This is a genomic window from Streptomyces odontomachicola (assembly GCF_039605595.1).
Classification (GTDB): domain Bacteria; phylum Actinomycetota; class Actinomycetes; order Streptomycetales; family Streptomycetaceae; genus Streptomyces.
Genome location: NZ_JBCFOK010000004.1, coordinates 505374 through 526407, shown reverse-complemented (window position 1 = coordinate 526407; position 21034 = coordinate 505374). Strand labels below are relative to the sequence as shown.

Below are 21034 nucleotides of genomic sequence, written 5' to 3'. Positions count from 1 at the left end.
CCCCTCGCACGAGCGGTGTTTACGGGGCGGTGGCGGGCTCCCTGCCGCCGCCCCGCTGCTCGGCGCCGCGCCGCATGGCGTGCTCCACCACGGAGATCAGCACGTCGCGCGCGGACTCGCGGCCCCGCGCGTCGCACAGCATCACCGGCACCGCGGGGTCCAGGTCCAGCGCCTCGCGGACCGCGTCGGGGCCGTACTCCTGGGAGCCCTCGAACACGTTGACCGCGATCGTGAAGGGGATGCCGCGCCGCTCGAAGTAGTCGACGGCGGCGAAGCTGTCCTCCAGCCTGCGGGTGTCCACCAGCACGACGGCGCCGAGGGCGCCCTGTGCCAGCTCGTCCCACAGGAACCAGAACCTGTCCTGGCCCGGTGTGCCGAACAGGTACAGCACCAGGTCCTCGCGCAGGGTGATCCGCCCGAAGTCCATGGCCACCGTGGTCGTGGACTTGCTCTCCACGCCCTGGGTGTCGTCGAACGGGCGGCTCGCCTCGGTCAGTTGCTCCTCGGTGCGCAGCGGCTTGATCTCGCTCACCGCCCCCACCAGGGTGGTCTTGCCCACCCCGAAGCCACCCGCGACCAGGATCTTCAGGGTGACCGGTGCCGCGGGCACCGTCTTTTGTGCTGCTCGCTTAGAGCGCCCGAAGGCCATCGATCACCTCTCGGAGGATGCTCTCGTCCGGCAGTTCGGCCGGCGGAACGGGACGGGTGACGCGGACCCACTCCGCGTCCACGAGGTCGCCGATGAGGACTCGGACGACCCCGACGGGCAGGTCGAGTTCGGCCGCCAGGTCGGCGACCGACTGCGGCGCGGCGCGGCAGAGCAGGACGATGTCGATGTGCTCGGGGCCGAGCGTGCGGTCGGCGTGCAGCGCGCGCTCGAAGGAGTCGTCGTCCGACGGCGCCTCCCGCGCGTCCCGCGCCTCCTGCCCGTCGGCGGCGTTCCCCTCGGGCTCGGACTCCCGCTCCGGGTCCGGCTCCACCTCCTCGGCGACGACCTGTGCGATCAGGTCGAGCCTGTGGTGGCCCGTGCCGGAATGGGTGCGGCCGCGCGTCATGGCGTACGGCCGCACCACCGGGCCCGCGGCGTCGTCGAACCAGCGGTCCTGCATGCCCCCGGCCCCGTCCGTCATCGTCCCCTCATCCGTGCCCTCGACTCACGCCTCGCTGCGGTCGGCCCTGGGCGCCGTGCCCAGATGCGCGCCGACGCGCTTGACCAGCAGCGTCATCTCGTACGCCACCAGCCCCACATCGGACTCGGCGTCCGCGAGCACGGCCAGGCAGCTGCCGTCGCCCGCGGCCGTCACGAACAGGAACGCCTCGTCCAGCTCGACCACCGTCTGGCGCACCGAACCGGCGCGGAAGTGGTTGCCGACGCCCTTGGCGAGGCTGTGGAAGCCGGAGGCCACGGCCGCCAGGTGCTCGCCGTCCTCCCGGCCCAGGTCGCGCGAGGCGCCCCGCGGCAGGCCGTCGCCGGAGAGTACGAGCGCCTTGCGGATGCTGCCGACGCGCTGCACGAGCTCGTCGAGGAGCCAGTCGAGTTCGCCGCCTTTGCCTTCGTGCTGGGCTGCGGCCTGTGGTGCGCTCATCGAGCGTCCCCCTCCGGTGTCGTTCCTTGTGCTGACTCCCCCGACGCTTCCCCCGGTGCGCCGTCCGCGCCGTCCTCGGCCCGTTCGGCGTTGTCCCTGCGACCACGCTGCCATCCGCGCTGGAGCGAGGCCATCCGATTGCGCACCTCATCGGCGTCCCGGTCCCAACCCGCCGCGTCAGAGCGCGAGTCGGCGCCCCGCGCGTCCCGCTCGGCCGCGCCGCCCTCCTCGCGCGCCGAGGCGCCGCCCGGCTCCCGCTTGAGCTGCGGCGCGAGGCTGGCCTGCCGTACGCGGCGGGGCAGCCCGGCGAGGGTGTCGCCGGAGCTGATGCCGGTGTTGGTGCCGGTGCTGCCGGTGCCGGTATTGCTGGTGCCGGTATTGCCGGTGCCGGTATTGCCGGTGCTCGTGTTGCCGGTGCCGGTGTCCGTGTCCGTGGTGGTTCCGGCGCGGGACTCCGTACGGGAATCCTCGCGCTGCTCCACTCCCGGCTCGGTGGCCGCGGCGTCCCCCGAAGTCGCCCCGTCCTCCGACGTCTTGGAGGCCGCGGCGATCGCGTTCCGCTCCGGGTCCTTGCGCTTCTCGCGGCGCGGCAGCCGCCCGGGCGCTGAGACGGTACGGCCGTTCTCCGCGACCAGCACCGGCGCGCCGTGCTGCGGCGTGCGGCGCGGCAGCGGCGCGGGCCCGTCCTCCTCGTCCTGCGCGGACTCGGGTCCCGGCGCGGGCCGCGAGTGCTCGGCCTCGTCGCGCGCCTGCTGGTGCTGCTCCTCGTCGGGGCCCTCGCCGCCCAGCGCCTTGCGGATGGCCGGCGTGTGATCGTGCCCGGAGTGCTCGCGGCCCTGCTCACGACCCTGCTCGCGGCTCTGCGCCCCGGCACGCTGGCGCGCGCTCTCGGTGCGGAACAGGCCGTCGCCCGCTGCCCCTTCCTCCAGCGGCGCCTCCAGCTCGATGGGGCCGTCGAGGGCGCCGCGCCGTGTGCCGATCTCCAGCCTGCGGGCGCGCGCGGTGGGAAGCTGCTCCGACCTGTCGCCGTCCAGCTCCTCCTGCCCGCGCTCGTCGTCGCGGCCCTGGGTCTCGGTGAGGATGGTGCCGGGGATCAGCACGACCGCTGTGGTGCCTCCGTACGGGGAGGTCTGCAGCGACACGCGTACGCCCTGGCGCTGGGCCAGCCGGGAGACCACGAACAGGCCCAGCCTGTCGGTGTCGGAGAGCTCGAACTCCGGGGTCTCGGCGAGCCGCAGGTTGGCGTCGAGCAGCACCTCGGGCGGCATGCCCAGGCCCCGGTCGTGGATCTCCAGCGTGAAGCCGTTGGCCACGCGCTCGCCCAGCACCTGCACGGCGGTGTGCGGGGGCGAGAACACCGTGGCGTTCTCCAGGAGTTCGGCGATCAGGTGGGTCAGGTCGGCGACGGCGCCGCCGTCCACGGCGAGCCGCGGGAGCCTGCGCACCTCGATCCGCTCGTAGTCCTCGACCTCGGCGACCGCGGCCCGTACGACGTCCATGAGCTGCACCGGCTTGCGCCACTGCCGGGAGGGCGCCGAGCCGGAGAGGATGACCAGGCCCTCGGCGTGCCGCCGCATGCGGGTGGTCAGGTGGTCGAGCCGGAAGAGGTCGGCGAGCTCGTCGGAGTTCTCGGTGCGCCGTTCCATCGCGTCCAGCAGGGTGAGCTGGCGGTGCAGCAGAACCTGGTTGCGGCGGGCGAGGTTGACGAACACCTCGGACACGCCGCGGCGCATGTCGGCCTGCTTCACGGCGGCCTCGACAGCGGACCGCTGGAGGGTGTTCAGCGCCTTGCCGACCTGGCCCATCTCGTCCGGGGGATAGACGAGTTCGGGCGCCTCGGTCTGCACGTCCACCTGCTCGCCCGCCGCGAGACGGCGCATCACGCTCGGCAGCCGCACCCCGGCGGACTCGTTGGCCTCCTTGCGCAGGGTGTTGAGGTCGCGCACCAGGCCGCGGCCCACCCGTACGGAGATGATCAGCGAGGCGAGCACGGCGATGCAGCCCAGCACGCCGGCGGCGACGGCGCGCAGGATCACCTGGGTCTCGGAGGGGTCGACGCGCTGCTGGTAGCGCTCGTTGGACTCGTAGGCCAGGCGCTCCAGGTCGGTGAGGACGGTGGAGGTGGCCGACTCCCAGCGGTCCGCGGTGACCGCGCCCTGGGTGCCGCGCGGCCCCGCGGCGATGATCGTGTCCTCGTAGTTGCGCAGGGTGCGCCCGTCGGTGCCGTTCCAGTACTCCTCGTACGCGTCGCGGTCCTCGGCCGGGAGCACCGAGAGGTTCGTGTCGTACGCGAGGTTGCGCTCGGCCACGCGGTCCGAGAAGGCCCGCTGGTCGCCGCGCGTCATCTCGCCCGAGGCGAAGGCCGCTGCCATGAGTGCGTCCTCGCGTGAGAGGTACTCGCGTGCGCGGGTGAGGACGATGAGCGCTCGGCCCTGCTTCTCCAGCTCGACGTCGTTGAGCCCGTTGAGCGAGCCCGCGAACTCGTAGCAGGAGTCCACGAGTTGGTTGTACGCCTGGTAGGCGCCGCCCCGGGTGATGGTGTTCTCACCGACCCTGGCGCGCACCTTGCTCAGCTCGTCCAGGTTGTCCACGAGGGAGGCGAGGGTCTTGCGGGAGCGCGTGGAGAGACCCGAACGCAGCTCCTCGTCGGCCGCGTTGGACCGTATCTCCTGCACCGCGGCGTCCGTCTCGCGCTGCTGCTTGTGCAGCCGGGTGAGCGCGTCGGACTGGCGGGGGTCGGCCAGATACACCAGGATCTGGCGGCGTTCGCGCTGGATCGCCCGCGCGGCCTGCTCGGTCGGCTGGCCCACCTGGTTCATCGCGTCGGACGCGCTGAGGAGTTGGACGGCCTCGCGGCTGGTCAGGTACGTCGCGAAGCCCCAGATCGACACCAGGGACACCAAGGGCACCAGAAGCAGCACCACGATCTTCCGGCGGATGGACTTCCCGCGAAAGCCGCGCATGGCCTCCCCTACGTCAACCCCTCCGCGTGGGGGCGAGTTCCGACAGCAAACGGCGTGAGCCTACTACTGACGCGCCGTCCGCTCGTAGATGTGTCCGCGCGCGGGAACGGGCCGTCCAGGGTGCCTCATCCTGAGTTGTCCGTCGATGCCCCGACACCAGTGCGAGAGGTGTGGTGCAGGACACGCACGTCCGCCGCATGAGGAATGCTGTGCGTACGGGAGCGCGTGAAGGGGGAGTGAAGGATCCATGTACGCGAAACCGCGGCTGCCGGACCCGGTACGGGAGGCGGCCGTACGCGCGGTGCTCACCTGCGCGTTCACCCTCGTTCTCACCACGGCCGCCGTGCTGTGCTCGCTCGCGGAGGTGTGGCTGGCCTTCCCGCTGGTGCTGTGCACCATAGCGAGCACGGTCGCGGCGACCTGGTTGGTGCTGGACGTGTGGGTGACGCGCCAAGTGTGGGTGCAGCGGAACGGGGTGGTCTCCGAACCGAGCAGCGCGGCACGGGACCGGGCGCTCGACCGGGTCCGCGTGCCGCGCGAACGGCGGCCCCCGCTGGGGGACCTGGGGGACGGCGAGGACGCCGGCGGCCGCCGCCCTAGACCGCCCCGTCCCCGGCGGGACCGCTCCGCGGCTGATCAGCGTCCCGACGGTCACGGGCCGTTGGGATTCCGGGGTGATCCGGGGGTTCCGGAGCAGGGTCGTGATCCGGGTGCTGGCCCTGGTCCGGGTCCTGGGCCTGGGCCTGGCCCGGAGTCGGGGCAGGGTCCTGACTCGGCGTCGGGTTCGGGTCCTGTTCCCGGTCAGGGCCCTGGCTCTGCTCAGGAACGGGATCGGGGCCCTGGCTCTGCTCAGGAACCGGGTCGCGGACCTCGGCTGCCGGGTCGGGAACCCGGGGTTCCGCCTGCGCGTCGGGGCGGCGGTACATCCGGGTGACGCTGATCTCGCCGTGCACCGTCTCGCCCTCCGGGTCCTGCTGCGGGAGCCCGGCGCGCAGATGCTCCTCGACGCTGATGTACTTCAGGCCCGCACGCAGGTCCGCGTCGTTCCGCAGCCGTACCACCAGCGGGAACTCGGCGAGTGCCGTGGTGTCGAACAGGCCGGTCGTGTAGAGGAGCTGGACCCCCAGCGCGTCGGCCACGGCACGCTGGAGCTCCAGCAGATAGGTGGCGTTGGCGCGGCCGATGGGATTGTCCAGGAACAGGGTGCCCGCGTGCCGGTGCTTGTCGTGGCCGCGGTCGTTGCTGCGCAGGGCGGCCATCGTGCAGTACAGCGCGATGGCGGCGGTCAGGAGCTGGCCGCCGGAGAAGACGTCGCCCATCTGCCCGACCGGCACGCGCTCGGCGCGCAGCACCGCGTCCGGCTTGAGGATCTCCACGGACACGCCGCGCGGCTGGAGCGCGGCCGCAACGCCCCGCAGCAGCAGGGACATTCCGTCCCTGCGCAGGTCGGAGTTCTTGCGCACGGCCGAGCGCGTGGACTCGTCGATCACCTCGCCGAGCCGCTCGGTCAGCGTGGCCTGGTCGGGGTCCTCGAAGCGGATGCGCAGGAACTCCTGCCCCGACCACTCCCCCAGCCCCTCCGGCAGCCGGGAGAGCCGCTGCGCCGAACGCAGCGTCGCGAGCGAGGACTCCACGAGTCCGCGCAGCCGGTCCACGATGCTGTCCCTGTTGCGCTCCAGCTGCTCCAGCTCGTCGCTCAGCACCCGCAGCCGGGGCGCGAACGCCTCGGCCCAGGACGCCGCGTGCTCCGGCAGCGAGGACGCGGGCAGCTCCCTGATCTGCTGCCGCGCCGGAGTGCGCACCTGCTCGAACTTGGTGGAGTTCGCATGCCGTACGAGCAGGTCGCTGGCCTCCCGCACCGCCTGCTCGGCCGTCGAGAGGTCGGCGGCGCAGCCGCGCAGCGACCTGCGGGACTCGGCGGCGGCCTGCCGCGCCTCGGCGAGCGTGCCCGCATACGGCTCCGGGGTCTCCTGCTCCTCCTGCTCGCCCGCATACGGATCGCGCAGCAGGTCGCGGAGCATCGCGGCGGTCTCGTCGAAGCCGCCGGCCGCGTCCTCGGCGCCGCGGTGCGCCCGCACCAGCTCGGCGTGCGCCGCGCGCGCCGCCTCCAACGCCTCGGTGCGGGTGGCCACTTCGCCCTTCGCGGTGCGCAGCAGCGCCTGCGCCTGCTCCACGCCGTCCGGCACCTGCTCCTCGGGCAGCTCGGTGTGCGCCTCGGCGCCCTCGGGGGCCAGCCGCTCGGCCTCGCCGCGCAGCCTGCCCAGCTGCTCGCTGGACTCCGAGGTGCGCGCCTCCAGCTTCTGCACCAGGGCCTCGGCGCGGGAGGCGGCGGCCTGCCGTGACGGGCCGTCGGCGCCGTCCGGGCCCTCCAGGAGCTGCGCCGCGCGGGTGCGGACCTTGTTGGTCAGCCGGTCAAGCGAGGCGAGGGCCGCCGACTCGTCGCCCTCGGCGCGTGCCTGCTCGGCGCGCAGGTCGGCGCCGACGCCGACCTTCTCGTAGAGCTGGGAGGCCGAGCGGTACGCCTCGCGCAGGTCGGGCAGCGAGCCCTCGGGCGGCGGAGCCGTCCAGTCCACGTCGTCGGGCACGCCCGCGACCTCGGCGCGCTCGGCGCGCAGCGTGCGCGCGGTGCGCCGGGCGTCGTCCGCCGAACGCTGGGCGTTGCGCCGCTCGTCGTCGGCCGTACGCGCGCGCTCCACGCAGGCGTCGGCGCGCTCCTCCGCCGCTGCCGCCTCGTCGGCCAGCTCCCGCAGCCTGCTCTGCCAGGTGGCGCGCTCGCGCAGCCGGAAGGACAGGCCGGAGAGCGCGTCGGCGCTGCGGCGCGCCCGCTGGGCCCGCTCCTGCGCCTCGTCGCGGGCCCGCGCGGTCTCGGCGGCGGCCTCCTCGGCCTCGTCGCGCAGCGCGGCCGCCTCGGCCAGCCGCTGCCGGGCCGCCTCGGCGGCCTGCCGGGACTCGGCGGCTGCGGCGGCGAGTTCGCCGAGCCGACCCTGCGGGCAGCCGGTGCGCCAGGACGCCAGGCTCGCGGACAGCGCGCGGTCGCGGGACAGCCGCGCGGCCAGCGCGCGGATCTCCTCGTCCCGCGCTATGGCGCGCTCGCGCAGCCTCGTACGCTCCCCGTCGGCCGCGTGCTCGTCGTGCATCGCCGGATTCGGCGGTACGAGGAAGACGCCGGACTCCTGCTGCGCGTCCCGCGACGGGGTGGGCGCCAGCAGCGCGGCGGCCGTGCCCACGGCGACCGCGGAACGCGGCAGCAGGGCCGCGTCGGCGAGGACTTCGCGCGCCCTCGCGTGGCTGTCGGGGTCCGTGATGACCACGCCGTCGACCAGCTCGGGGCGCGCGGCGAGCACGTCGGCGTGGTCGGCGGGGTCGACGGACTGGGCCAGATAGCGCCAGCCGGGCAGCGCGGGGATGCCGTTCTCGCCCAGGAACTCCACCGTGGCGGTCACATCGGGCCCCGGCGGCAGCAGCCCGCCGTCGCCGAGCGAGCCCAGGATGCGCGAGTCGTCGGCCGCGTCGGTGCGCAGCTCGAAGAGCTGCCGCTCGGAGGCCGCGACGGACGCGTCGAGCAGCCGGCGCAGCTCCTCGGCGTTGCGGTCCAGCTCCTCGGCGGTCAGGGGGCCTTCGGCAGCGGGGCGCGGGCCTGCCGTGGTGCGCGGGGTCTCGGCGCCGTCTTCCTGGGCGCTCTCGCCGGACTCCTCGGGCGCGTCCTCGCCTGAGGCGCCCGAGCCCTCGCCCGCCGCCGCGCTCGCCGCCTCGTACGCCGCGTCCGGGAGGCCCAGCAGCTCGGCCAGCCGCTCCTCGGCGCCCAGCGCCTCGGCCGCGCTCGCCTCCGCCGTGTACGCGGCCGAGGCCGACTCGGACGCGTCTATGGCGCGGGCTGCCGCCAGCTCGGCCCGCGCGTGCTCGGCTGAGGCCGAACGCGCCTGCTCGGCGCTGCGGGACGCGGCCTCCTTGGCGCTCTCGAAGGCGGCGGTCGCCTCCTTCTCCGCGTCGCTCGCGGCGAGCGCGGCGCGCGCCGGGTCGGCGTCGGGCGAGGCGTCGTCCAGCCATCCCGAACGCACCGCCTCGGCCGTCTCCTGCTCGACCTCCTCCAGGCGCTGCCGCAGGTGGTCGGCCTCGCTGCGGGCCCGCTGCGCCTCGGTGGCCGCTGTGGTCGCGTCGCGGTGCGCCGACTCGCTCTCGGTCTGCAGCGCGGCGGAGCGCTCCTCCTGCTCGGCGGCGATCCGCTCGCCGTCCTCGGCGGCCGCGTTCAGCGCGCGGACCAGGCCGGATGCCGCCTGCGCGCGGGCGGCCAGCGCCGGGGCGGCGTCCCGCTCGGCCTCCTGGATGGCGGCGGCGACGCGGGCCGAGCGGTCGGCGGCCGTACGGTGCGCGAGCACTGTCTCAGCGGCCTGCCACGCGGAGTGCAGGGTGCGCGCCTCGGTCAGCTCCTTGCGCTGGGCCGCGGCGGCCTTCTCGGCTCCAGCCAGGGCGAACGAGGCGTGCCTGTACGCCAATTCGGCGGCGACCAGGGAGGCGCGCTCGCGTGCCGTGGACGCCTCGGTCACGGCGCGCTCGGCCTGCTCGGTCTGCTCGGCGAGCTCCGCCGCGCGGCCGCGCTCCTGGGTGCCGCGCGCTGACAGCCGGTGCGCGAGGGCCCGTGTGCGGTGCTCGGCCGCACCGTGGATCTCCCGTGCGCGGTCCCGCTGCTCGGCGGTCTCCACGATGCGGTTGAGGTGCTCGAGGGAGCCCGCGGTGAAGTCGCGCTCGGCGGTCAGCTCGGCGCGCCGGCCCAGCTTGTGCGCGAAGCCGTGCACCAGGTCGGCGAGCCCGTCGGTGTCCCGGGTGTCGGTGACGGCGCGCAGCAGCAGGTCGGTGAAGTCGGCGTCGGTCTTGACCGCGAAGAGGCCCGCGGCCTCGCCCTCGTCGGCGTTCATCTCCCGCTGGTAGCGGAAGAGTTCGGGGTCGAGGCCGAGCCCTGTCAGGTGCTCGTTCCACCGCTCGTGCACCTCTTCCCAGTGCACGTCGAGGTTGGGGTACGCCTTGCCGGTCTCGGTCAGTACGTCGCGGAAGCCCTTCATCGTGCGGCGGCGGCCGCGCGCCGAGGAGGCGCCCTCGGAGGAGGGGCGCAGCGCGGTGGACTCGGCCACCGGCAGGGAGTCCAGATTCATCCCGGGGCCCGGGCGGAACGAATACCACGCCTCGGCGAACTTCCGCGGGTCGTTGGAGACCTGGCGGCCGCGCCACTCGCTGACCTTGCCGACCACGATCGACTCGCCGGTCAGCGTGTGCTGCCACTCCAGCGCCACGTGGCCGCAGTCGTCGGCCAGCAGGAACTTGCGGAGCACGCCCGAACTCGCGCCGCCCAGCGTGTTGCGGTGGCCCGGCAGCATCACCGAGAAGATCAGCTTGAGCAGGACCGACTTGCCGCCGCCGTTCTCCAGGAAGAGCACGCCGGCCGGGGCCGGGCGGCGCGGCGGGCCCGCCGGCTCGTCCTCGAAGAAGTCCGCCTGCGCGGGGGCGGGGCTGGGCACGGCCGCGCCGACTCCCCGCAGGTCCAGAACGGTGTCGGCATAGCGCGCACCGGCGGGCCCGATGGAGTAGAGGCGGATCCGGGACAGCTCGTACATGGCGGCTCTCGTTGCTGGTCTGTGGGTCTGCGGGGTGAACGGTCGGGACGCGTGCGAACGGTCAGGAGTGGAAGGGCAGTCCGGCGTCCGGCGCCACCTCTATGCCCTCGCCCTCCTCGGGCGGCAGCAGGCTCGCCGTGCCGTCGGAGACGGGCACGATGCCCAGCTCCAGCAGCTCGCTCATGGCGGCGCTGCCGGCCATGTCGCGCACCTGGAGCTGATAGCGGGCCGTGGTGCGGTACGTGCCGCCCGCGTCGTCGCCCGTGCGCTGGAGGAACCCGGAGTCGGCGAGGAAGGCCACGGCCTTCGCGATGATGCCGGTCGTCGAACCGGCCAGCCGCCGCGCGTCCTTGGTCGCACCGGTGGCGCTGCGCCGTGCGTACACCCGCCAGGCGGACTCCAGGCCGGGCGCGTTGGTGGCGGGGTCGGTGTTCTCCCCTTCCTCCTCTGCGCGTTCCTCCAGCTTGCGGCAGGCCTGGCGCACGAAGGCGTCGACGCCGTTCACCGTGATGCGGCCGATGTACGCGTCGTCCGCGAGGTCCTCGGGGCGCGGGAACGCCATGGCCGCGACGGCGAGATGGGCGAGGCCGTGCAGGAAGCGGTCGGCCGAGTCGGCGGTGGCGCGGCGCGCGTAGTCGCCCATGCGGACGGCGAAGACGGAGTCCTCGTCCGCGGCGAGCGCCATGCCGGCGCGGGTGGAGACCTCCAGCACCACGAGCCCGAGCCCGGTGGCCACGGCATCGGCCAGCCGCGCGAAGGGCTGCTCGTCGCGATAGCGCTTGAGCAGCTCGGTGTACTGCGCGTCGCGGGCCGGCAGCAGCTTGGGGTGCAGCCCGAAGGAGACGAGCCGCGCGGCGTCCGCGGCGTCGGCGGGGGTCACGGCACGGGGGGTGTCCTCCGCGACGTCCTCCCCCACGACGTCAACACCAATGTCACTCACGACAGTCCAACTCCTTCATCAGCAAACCACCACTGAGGTGTGGGCGTGCGTTCCGCTGGGGGCGGAACGGGCGGGCACACCGGAACCGCCAGCCGCGCAGGCATCGCAACCCCGCACCCAGCCCATGCGCTCGGCGCGCGCCACTACGCCGCCTCCGCCCTTTCCGCGCTCATGCCCTCCGCGTCCAGCAGCGCCGTGCCGACGATCAGGTCCGCGCCGCCGAACTCGGGGTCGTCCAGCTCCGTCCCGTCGTCCACGGCGAACAGGAGCCGACTCTCACCCTGCCGATACGCCGTGCCCACCGGCGGACTCGCCGAGTGCACGGCCAACAGCGCGACCAGATAGGCGAGTTCGGGATCGCCGCGGTCGCGCGCCTCCGCGATCAGCCCGGACAGCCGCCGCGGCGCCTCGGCCGGCACGTCCAGCACCTCCATCGCCGCCTCCATCTGCTCCTCGCTGAAGCGGCTGTCGTCCGGCGTGGCCACCAGATCAGGCTCGGACATCTCGGCGCCCAGGTGCTCGCGCGGCGCGGGCGGCGTCAGCAGCAGCTCGGTCAGATCGCCCAGCCGCACCGCGCCCGGCGTCCGCAGCCCCGCGCCGCGCGCGAAGAACGCGTCGGTGACCCGCGTCGCCTGCTCGACGGGGAGCGGGAGCAGGGGGGAGAGCAACTGCCCGTACAGATCGAGCCCCGCGTGCACGGCCGGCGGCGCGAACGCCTGCCGGTCCTGCTCGGCGCGGAACAGCGGCCCCGCCTCCAGTAGCCGGGACTGGAGCTGGGTGTGCCGCCTGATGCAGTCCTTGACGATGTCGACCAGCTCGGCCGCGCGGCGCTTGTGGTCGGGGCCCCGCTCGGAGGCCGCCTCGTCCCTGGCCTTGCGGATGTTGGTGAGGATGGCGTTCTCGTGCCGGTAACGGTCGGCGACGTGGTCCAGGGCCTCGGTGATCATGTCGGGCACCGCGCGCAGCCAGTCCACGGCACGAACGTTCCGCCGGGTGGCGTCCAGGGTGCGGCGCAGCGTCTCGGCGTACTGCACCGTGCGGTATCTGGCCTGCTCGGCGGCGAGCTGCGCGTCGGCGAGGCGGCCGCGGCTGATCAGCACCTCGAGCTTGACCTCGGCGGCGATCTGGGCGCTGGTGACGTCCGTGTCCAGCGCGCCGACGAGGACGTTGACCGCCTCGTCGGTCGTACGGAGATAGACCGCGCCGCCGGGGCCCGGGACCTCCTCGATCAGCTTGAAGTCGTAGTCCCTGCGCACATAGGAGCCGTCCGGCTCGAACGTGCCGTACACCGCGCGGAAGCCGCGGTCCACGCTGCCGACGTTGATCAGATTCTCCAGCACCCAGCGGGCCACCCGCTCGTGCTCGGAGGCGGGCCGCTCGGGCGCCTGGGCCGCGACCCGGGGCAGGAGCCTGGCCACTATCTGCTCGTGGTCGGCGCCGGTGTCGAAGTCCATCTGGAGCGTCACGCAGTCGATGGCGGCGAGGGCGACCTCCGACATGGCATACGTGCCGTACTCCCCCGCGAGATTGGCCTTGCGCACGTCCAGGTCGTGCAGCGGAGCGGTGCACGCGAGCGCGCGCAGCCGCCGGGCCAGTCCCTCGTCGGCTGCGGGGCCAGGGGCCGGGTTCGGCGTGCTGCTCATCGGCTGCGTCGGCACGTGCTCTGTCACGACGGACACACTATGCGGTCGCACTGACAACGGGCGAAACGGCCCAATGTGTGTCGGTTCACCGGGCACGCACGAGTACGGCGTAATACGTCCGTTCCCATGCCGCGTCCCATGCTGCGCTCGCACCGCGCCCGACCTGCACATTCTCGCAAATCCCGCGAAGCGCCCGGCGGCCGGGGGCGGAACGTCGCCGACTCGGCGCGGAGCACGGCCCGTTGGCGGCTCCGCGATCAAGGAACCCTCCGTGATCACGGAGCCGGCGAACCGGCCCCCCGCGCACGCTGGTCGGCGGCCCAGCCCTCCAGCTCGCTCAGCGCGACCGCCTCGGTCTCCGCCAACAGCCGCTCGCGGTCGGCCTCGCCGCGCTCCGCCTCCGGCACGAGGCGGTAGCGCTCGATCGCGATCCGCTGCCGCTGCCACGCCTCGGCGGCCACGACCCAGCGTTCCGCGCGGTTGAAGATCTGGCGCACGCCTCCGATGAAGACGGTCAGCCCCGCGACCCCCGCGGTGACAGCGGCGGGCGCCCGGAGTCCCGCGACGACCACGGTCACCGAGCCGGTCAGCAGCGCGGCCAGCTCGGTGGCCCGGTGCCAGCGCCGGGAGCGGTCCCGCATGCGGGCATACCAGGCCAGGTTGGACAGCGCATACGCCAGGACCGGATCACTGTCGGCGGGGCGCTCAGGGACGTTCTGCCCCGGGATCACCGATCCGCCTCCCCGTAGCCGCCGCCTCCCGGCGTGCGCAACACCAGCACGTCGCCCGGTGACAACTCCGCCACGTCGCGCCCCTCCAGCCGCTCGGCCGTCCCGTCGGCGCGCTCGACCTCGTTGGTGCCCAGCGCCCCCTCGCCGCCCCCGGCCATCCCGTACGGCGGCACCCTGCGGTGGCCCGTGAGCAGGGCGAGGGTCATGGGCTCCAGGAAGCGGAGGCGGCGGACCACCCCGTCGCCGCCGCGCCACCGCCCCGTACCGCCGCTGTCCTCGCGCACGGCGAAGGAGTCCACCCGCACCGGATAGCGGAACTCCAGCACCTCCGGGTCGGTCAGGCGGGAGTTGGTCATATGGGTCTGCACGGCGTCCGCGCCGTCGAAGCCGTCCCCGGCCCCCGAACCGCTGGCCACGGTCTCGTAGTACTGCGCACGGTCGTTGCCGAAGGTCACGTTGTTCATCGTGCCGGAGCCCTCTGCCTGCACGCCGAGCGCGCCGTACAGCGCGCCCGTCACCGCCTGCGAGGTCTCCACGTTGCCCGCGACCGTCGCGGCCGGATAGGCGGGCGCGAGCATCGAGCCCTCGGGAATGCGCACCTCCAGCGGGGTCAGGCAGCCGCTGTTGAGCGGGATGTCGTCGGCGACGAGGGTGCGGAAGACGTACAGGACCGCGGCCATCACGACCGAGCTGGGCGCGTTGAGATTGTCCTCGCGCTGCTCCGACGTACCGGTGAAGTCGATGACCGCGCCGCGCCGTTCGCGGTCCACGGTGACCGCGACGCGGATCACGGCCCCGCTGTCGGTCTCGTACGTGAACGTGCCGTCGTCCAGCTCCGCGACGATCCTGCGCACGGACTCCTCGGCGTTGTCGCGTACGTGGCCCATGTACGCGCGCACCACGTCCAGGCCGAACTGTTCGATCATGCCGTGCAGTTCGGCGATGCCCTTCTCGTTGGCGGCGATCTGGGCGCGCAGGTCGGCGAGGTTGGCGTCCGGGCTGCGCGAGGGGTACGGGGCCCCGGCCAGCAGCGCGCGCGTCTCGTCCTCGCGCAGCCGCCCGTCCCTCACCAGCAGCCAGTTGTCGAAGAGGACGCCTTCCTCGTGCACGGTCGTGCTGAACGCGGGCATCGACCCGGGGGTCAGACCGCCGATCTCGGCGTGGTGCCCGCGCGAGGCGACGAGGAAGAGCAGGTCACGGCCCTCGCGGTCGAAGACCGGGGTGACCACGGTGACGTCCGGGAGGTGCGTGCCGCCGTGGTACGGGTCGTTGATCGCGTACACGTCGCCGGGCCGCATCGAGCCCTCGTTGCGCCGCAGCACCTCCTTGATCGACTCTCCCATCGAGCCGAGGTGCACCGGGATGTGCGGCGCGTTGGCGATCAGGTTGCCCTCCTGGTCGAAGAGGGCGCAGGAGAAGTCCAGGCGCTCCTTGATGTTGACCGAGTGCGCGGTGTTCTCCAGCCGCACGCCCATCTGCTCGGCAACCGCCATGAAGAGGTTGTTGAACACCTCCAGCCTGACCGGGTCGGCCTCGGTACCCAGGGCCGCCGTGCCGGGGCGCGCGGTCACCCGGCTCAGCATCAGGTGCCCCTTGGGCCCCACCTCGGCGCGCCAGCCCGGGTCCACGACCGTGGTGGCGTCGGCTTCGGCGAGGATCGCCGGGCCGTCCACCGCGTCGCCGGTACGCAGGTCCGTACGGCGGTAGAGCGGGACCTCCCGGCGCGCGCCCTCCGTGAACATCCCGACGGTGTCGGCGGGTCGCAGCTCCCCCTCGCGCGCGTCCCCCTTCTCGCCCGCCGTGTCGGCGGTGTGCGGGCCGGCGGCGCCCGTGGCCTCGGCGACGACGGTGGCCGCCACCAGCGGCTTGTCCATCGTGAACCCGTAGCGCGCGCGGTGCAGTTCGGCGAACCGCCCCTCCATCGCCGCGCGCTCGTCCAGCGGCACGGTCAGGGCCGCGTCCGTGCCCTCGTACCTGAGCTGGAGCCGCGCGGCGGTGCTGATCGCCCCGTCCGGGATGCCGTCGGACCGCAGTTCCTCGCGCGTCTGCGCCTCCAGACGCGCGCTCAACTCCCGTACGCCGTCGAGCGTCTCGTCGCTCAGCTCCGCCTCGACCGACTGCTCGCGCAGCGCGGTGGCGTCCGCGACGCCGATGCCGTACGCGGAGAGCACCCCTGCGAGCGGCGGCACGATCACGGTATCCACGCCCAGCTCGTCGGCGACCGCGCAGGCGTGCTGGCCGCCCGCGCCGCCGAAGCTGGCGAGGGCGTAGCGGGTCACGTCGTGGCCGCGCTGCACGGAGATCTTCTTGACGGCGTTCGCCATGTTCAGCACGGCGATCTCCAGGAAGCCCGCGGCGACCTCCTCGGGGCCGCGCCCGTCGGCGGTCTCGGCCGCGAGCGCCGCGAAACGCTCCCGTACGCCCTCCGCGTCCAGCGGCCGGTCGCCCTCCGGGCCGAACACCGCCGGGAAATGCGCCGGTTGGACGCGCCCCAGCATCACGTTGGCGTCGGTCACGGTGAGCGGGCCGCCGCGCCGGTAGCAGGCGGGACCTGGATCGGCGCCGGCGGAGTCAGGGCCGACCCGGTAGCGGGCGCCGTCGTAGTGCAGTACGGAGCCGCCGCCCGCCGCCACGGTGTGGATGTCCATCATGGGCGCCCGCATGCGCACGCCCGCGACCTGCGTACCGAAGACGCGCTCCAGCTCGCCCGCGTAGTGCGACACGTCGGTCGACGTGCCGCCCATGTCGAAGCCGATCACCTTGTCGTGCCCGGCCTCGGCGCACGAGCGCGCCATCCCGACGACGCCGCCGGCGGGCCCGGAGAGCACGGCGTCCTTCCCGCGGAAGTGCCCGGCCTCCCGCAGCCCGCCGTTCGACTGCATGAACATCAGCCGTACGCCGCGGAGTTGGGAGGCCACCTGCTCCACGTAGCGGCGCAGTACGGGTGAGAGGTACGCGTCCACGACCGTCGTGTCGCCGCGGGACACCAGCTTGATCAGCGGGCTGACCTCGTGCGAGCAGCTCACCTGCGGGAAGCCCGCCTCGCGCGCGAGGCGGGCGACTTCGCGCTCGTGCTCGGGGTGGCGGTACGCGTGCATCAGCACGACGGCGGCGCTGCGGAAGCCGTCGCGGTACGCGGCGTCCAGTGCCTCCGACGTGGCCTGCGCGTCGAGGGGCCGTACGGTGTCGCCCTCGGCCCCCACCCGCTCCGGCACCTCGATCACCCGGTCGTACAGGGCCTCGGGGAGGTCGATGCGGCGGTCGAAGATGCGGGGCCTGTTCTGGTACGCGATGCGGAGCGCGTCGCGGAAACCGCTGGTGGTGAGCAGCACGGTGGGCTCGCCCTTGCGCTCCAGGAGCGCGTTGGTGGCGACGGTCGTGCCCATCTTCACGGCGTCCACGCGGTCGGCGGGAACGTCCTCGCCCGGCGCGAGCCCGAGCATCCTGCGTACGCCCTCGACTGCGGCGTCGTCGTACCGGTCCGGGTCGTGCGAGAGCAGCTTCTCCGTGACGAGGCTTCCGTCAGGGCGCTTCCCGACGACGTCGGTGAAGGTGCCGCCCCGGTCGATCCAGAATTCCCAACGCGCGGTCATGGGGGCCATCGTGCCAGTGGGGGTGGGGCCGCAACGCCCAGCACGCACACACCCACCCCATGACGTGTCCGTTCAACGCCTTCGCCCTTCGCCGGTGCCTGGCGGCACCCGCGCCTCCCGCCGGAGACCGCGCCGCCCGGGATCGCCACGCGCTCCGGTCCCGCTCCGACGAGGGGCACGCCGCGCTTCAACCGCCGCCGACCCCCGCTGGGGTGCTCGCCGCTGCGGCGGGACAAGGGTGTGCGGCCACGCAAAGCGTGGTGCGGGGCTGCGCAGCCGCGCACGGCGTGAAGCGAGACGGGTGTGTGGCGCGGCGGGAGCTGGGGTCAGCCCGCCTCGGGGCTCAGGCGGCCCCGTACCGCCGACTGGACGCCCTCTTCCTCCGCGGGGTCCTGCGCCAGGCTGCGGAGGCGTTCGACCACGCGCTCGTCGCCGGTCGCGGCGTGCTGCGCGGCCACCTCGCGGGTGGTCTCCTCGCAGTCCCACAGGCACTCCACCGCGAAGCCCGCGGCGAAGGACGGGTCGGTCGCGGCCAGCGCCCGCGCGGTGCGGCCGCGCAACTGGGAGGAAGCGGTCTCGCGGTACACATGCCGCAGCACCGGCGCCGCGCACGCGATGCCCAGCCGCCCGGCCCCGTCGACCAGCGGCCACAGGGCCTCGCCGTCCGGGCCCTCGCGGCGCACCGTACGGCGCAGCGCGCAGAGTACGGCGTCGGCGTCCTCCTGCGTACCGCGGCAGGCCAGCATCCGCGCCGCGGCGGCCGCCAGCCCGTGCGGCAGCGCGTCCTCGCCGGCCGCGGCCCACCTGCGGGCGCGCTCCAGCGCGCCCGCTCCCCGCATGCGCGAGAAGGAGTCCAGCGCGGAGCGCGCCACCTCGCCGTCCGTACCGGCGACGGCCTCCTCGATCAGGTCGGGCGCCTCGGGGTCCTCGCGCTCCGCGAGGTGCCGCAGCGCCGCCATGCGCGCGCCCTCGCGCAGGCCGCGCGCGGCGGCGAGCAGCTCGGCGCGGTCGCCGGGCCCCGCGACGGCGGCCAGGCAGCGCGCCGCCGGGGCCTCGCGCGAGGGCCGCGGCGCACCGGCGCCCTCGCCGGCCGCTTCCTCCTCGTACGGCTCCCGCTCGTACCCCTCCTGCGCCCAGTCCAGGACCTCGCGCACGCTCCAGCCGGGGCGCGGCCCGGAGCGCATCTGGCGCTGCCAGCGGTCGAAGGAGCCCTGCTCGTGCACGCGGCGCAGGCGTTCCGCCTGGTCGGGGTGGTCGGGGTCCTCGGCCCACAGGCGCCAGGGCCGCGGCTCGAAGGACTCGCGGGCGGCCGCGGTCAGCGCGGCGTCGCCCTCGGCGGTACGGGGGAAGCGCGCGAGGACGGCGGGGCCGAGCGGGCGCAGCCCCTCGTCGTCGTCGCGGACGGCGAGTTCGTCCAGCGCCCATTGCCAGTTGGCCCCGGAGGCCGCATACCTGCGCAGCAGCGCCAGCGCGCCCGGCACGCCGTACGAGGCGAGGTGGCCGAGCACGGAGAGCGCCAGCCCGGTGCGCGCCTCGGCCCGATGGGGACCGCCCAGCCCGTCCTCGGCGTGGAAGAGGTGGTCCGCGATGTCGTCGAGCCCGGCGTCGAGCTCCATGTGCAGGCGGGCGTAATACAGCGAGCGGTGCTCGATGTGCCAGTCGCGCCGGGGATCGTGCAGCACGCAGTGCCGGAGCGCCTGGAGCGCCTCGGTACGCGGTGCGGCGAGCGCGTGCAGCGTCCCGTCGCCGCGGCCCCTCTGGAGGAGGCCGAGCAGGGTGCCGCTGGGCGCTATGTCTGAATCGACGGAATCGACGAACATAAGGTTCAGCATCCGGTGCGGGGTAATGGGCTGGCAACGGGATTTCCCGTTGACCGGCATTCTTGCCGGTGCCGGTGGTTCTACTCCTGGTGGCGGCCCTGCCACAACCGTGGAGCACCGGCGCGGGAGCCTACCGGGAACGACGCGTTCCGCCGAGCCCGGGGTGACGTACCGGAAGAGCGCGCTCCGCGACGCGGAAGGACACCCTCCGCCGCGCCCCGCCGTGCCGCGAGCGCGAAGCCGGAAGAAGGGGAGCGCGGAGGAACGGACGGCGCGCGAATGCCGGCGGGAAGCACGTGGTGCGCCCGGCGTCAACCACCGCGGGACATATGCCGCCAGCACCACCGGATCGTGTATTGCCAAATCCCTTACGGTGCATCGCAGCCTGTGCAAGAGTCGTACCCGGCCCTCATCTCACAGCGGAGAGCGTTATGCCGTCCCAAGTGCCCGCGGACCAGCCCGCAGCAGAAGCGTCCGAGCACGGTGTGCTGGACTCGCTGATCACGCAGACGCACCGGCTGCGCGGCGGCATCGACGCCGTGCGCCGCGGAGCCGACGAGGACTTGGGCGCCGACGACGCCAAGTCGCGCTGGCAGCGCGCGCTGTGCGACCTCGTGGCGCACCACCTCGACGACCTCGACGGCCACCTCGGGCAGTTGCGCGAGGGCGTGCCGGAGGAGACGCCGGGCGCGGCGGCCACCGCGGTCCCCGCCATCCCCGCCGCGGGGGCCACGGGTGCGGCGTACGGCACGGGCGCCGGCACAGCCGGCCCCGGCTCGCTGGTGGCCCGCGTGGGCAGCGCCGAGTGGAATCTGCTCACCGACGAGATCTCCTGGTCCGACGAGCTGTTCACGATCTTCGGCCGCACCGCGTCCGACGGCCCGCTCTCGCTGGACGAGCTCCCCTCGTGGGTGCGCGAGGAGGACCAGCCCGGGCTGGCGGCCGCCGTCACCGACTGCCTCGTCGACGGCAGGCCCATCGACAGGGAGTTCCGCATCATCCGCCCCGACGGCGGCGTGCGCACGGTGCACCTGGTCGGCGAGCCGGTGCTGGACGAGGCGGGCGGCACCGCCTCCATGTGGGCGGTGCTGCGCGACGTCAGCGAACTGCGGCGCAGCGAGCGCGCGTTGTCCGAGTCCCGCGACTCGCTCCGCCGCGAGCAGCACAGGGCGCAGACCGAGCGCCGGGTCGCGGTCGAGCTCCAGGAGGCCGTGCTGCCGCCGTGGCGCGGCTCGCAGCGCTTCTCCCGCGCCGGCGCCGAGACCGGCGAGGGCATGCTCGACCTCGCCTCGCACTATCTGCCCTCCGCCACCGGCGCCCTGATCGGCGGCGACTGGTACGACGCGCTGGAACTCCCGGACGGCCGCACCCTGTTGTCCGCCGGCGACCTCACGGGCCACGGCGTCGCCGCCACCTCCGGCATGGCGATGCTGCTCGGCGCCGTGCGCGGCATGGCCGTCGCCGGAGTGGCCCCGGGCGAGCTCATGGGCCACCTCAACCAGCTCCTGGACTCCGCCGCACAGCCCGCACTGGGCAGCGCACTGTGCTGCCGCTACGACCCCCGCGCCCACACCCTCACCTGGGCGCAGGCGGGCCACCCCGCACCGCTGCTGTTCCGCGACGGTGCGGGGCGGGTGCTCACGCCGCCCGAGGGCGTCCTGCTGGGTGCCACCTCGGGCGCCGCCTACGGACAGCGCACCGAGTCACTGCGGCCCGGCGACGTGCTCGTGCTGCACACCGACGGACTCGCCCCGCGCAGCGCCCAGCTGGACCCGGCGTACGAGGGCCCGGGCGGGGACGGCGCAGCGACCGGCACAGGACGGCTGCTCGCGCTGGCGCCGCGCCTCACCGCGGCCCGCACGGCACAGGAGTGCGTGCGCGCCGTCGTCGAGGAGTTCGGCGACAGGGAGCGCGAGGACGACGCCTGCGTGCTGGTCGCCAGGGTCGGCGACTGACGAGGCCCCGAACTGACGAGGCCGGCGACCGACCACGACCGGCCGACGGCACGACGAGCAGAGCCCCTGCGAGCACAGCCCCGACGGCACGGCAGGCACAGCCGTTGTACGCGTCCCGTAACCGCGGCCCGTAGAGCCGCAGTCCCGCATCCAGCCCGTACGCAGTCGTACGCGGACCCTGTGCGGGCCCCGTGACC

The 21034-nt window shown here is 74.2% G+C and carries 11 protein-coding genes; 1 reads left to right on the top strand and 10 read right to left on the bottom strand.

Going from position 1 to position 21034, the window contains the following annotated elements; all coding sequences use genetic code 11:
• Window positions 1-19: 19 nt before the first annotated feature.
• From ABEE00_RS10030 to ABEE00_RS09985, 10 genes are all read right to left on the bottom strand, one after another.
• The gene (locus tag ABEE00_RS10030) at window positions 20-649 is read right to left on the bottom strand and encodes a GTP-binding protein (protein WP_345744953.1); all 630 of its coding nucleotides are present in this window, start codon (window positions 647-649) and stop codon (window positions 20-22) included.
• Window positions 630-1130 (bottom strand): DUF742 domain-containing protein, encoded by a 501-nt coding sequence (locus ABEE00_RS10025; protein WP_345744952.1) that lies wholly within the window; start codon window positions 1128-1130, stop codon window positions 630-632. The genes ABEE00_RS10030 and ABEE00_RS10025 overlap by 20 nt, the downstream gene beginning before the upstream one ends.
• A 24-nt stretch (window positions 1131-1154) precedes the next feature.
• Window positions 1155-1586: a roadblock/LC7 domain-containing protein gene (locus ABEE00_RS10020; protein ID WP_345744951.1), complete on the bottom strand. Its 432-nt coding sequence runs from the start codon at window positions 1584-1586 to the stop codon at window positions 1155-1157.
• A complete protein-coding gene (locus ABEE00_RS10015; RefSeq protein WP_345744950.1) occupies window positions 1583-4549 on the bottom strand; it encodes a sensor histidine kinase in 2967 nt (988 codons plus the stop codon). Before ABEE00_RS10015 ends, ABEE00_RS10020 begins: the two co-directional genes overlap by 4 nt.
• 596 nt (window positions 4550-5145) lie before the next feature.
• A complete protein-coding gene (locus tag ABEE00_RS10010) occupies window positions 5146-10155 on the bottom strand; it encodes a hypothetical protein (RefSeq protein WP_345744949.1) in 5010 nt (1669 codons plus the stop codon).
• Between the two features lie 61 nt (window positions 10156-10216).
• Complete coding sequence (locus ABEE00_RS10005) at window positions 10217-11095, bottom strand: hypothetical protein (protein ID WP_345744948.1); 879 nt, start codon at window positions 11093-11095, stop codon at window positions 10217-10219.
• 143 nt (window positions 11096-11238) lie between these two features.
• Window positions 11239-12738, bottom strand: coding sequence for a hypothetical protein (locus ABEE00_RS10000; protein WP_345744997.1), 1500 nt, complete (start codon window positions 12736-12738; stop codon window positions 11239-11241).
• A 275-nt stretch (window positions 12739-13013) separates the two neighbouring features.
• Complete coding sequence (locus tag ABEE00_RS09995) at window positions 13014-13469, bottom strand: DUF4231 domain-containing protein (protein WP_345744947.1); 456 nt, start codon at window positions 13467-13469, stop codon at window positions 13014-13016.
• Window positions 13466-17062: a hydantoinase B/oxoprolinase family protein gene (locus ABEE00_RS09990; protein ID WP_345744946.1), complete on the bottom strand. Its 3597-nt coding sequence runs from the start codon at window positions 17060-17062 to the stop codon at window positions 13466-13468. Before ABEE00_RS09990 ends, ABEE00_RS09995 begins: the two co-directional genes overlap by 4 nt.
• Before the next feature lie 326 nt (window positions 17063-17388).
• Entirely contained in the window at window positions 17389-18882 is a 1494-nt protein-coding gene (locus ABEE00_RS09985) for a HEAT repeat domain-containing protein (RefSeq protein WP_345744945.1), read from the bottom strand.
• Window positions 18883-19313: 431 nt separating this feature from the next.
• On the opposite strand from ABEE00_RS09985, the gene ABEE00_RS09980 reads away from it, so the two are divergent.
• Complete coding sequence (locus ABEE00_RS09980; RefSeq protein ID WP_345744944.1) at window positions 19314-20837, top strand: PP2C family protein-serine/threonine phosphatase; 1524 nt, start codon at window positions 19314-19316, stop codon at window positions 20835-20837.
• Window positions 20838-21034: the final 197 nt, after the last annotated feature.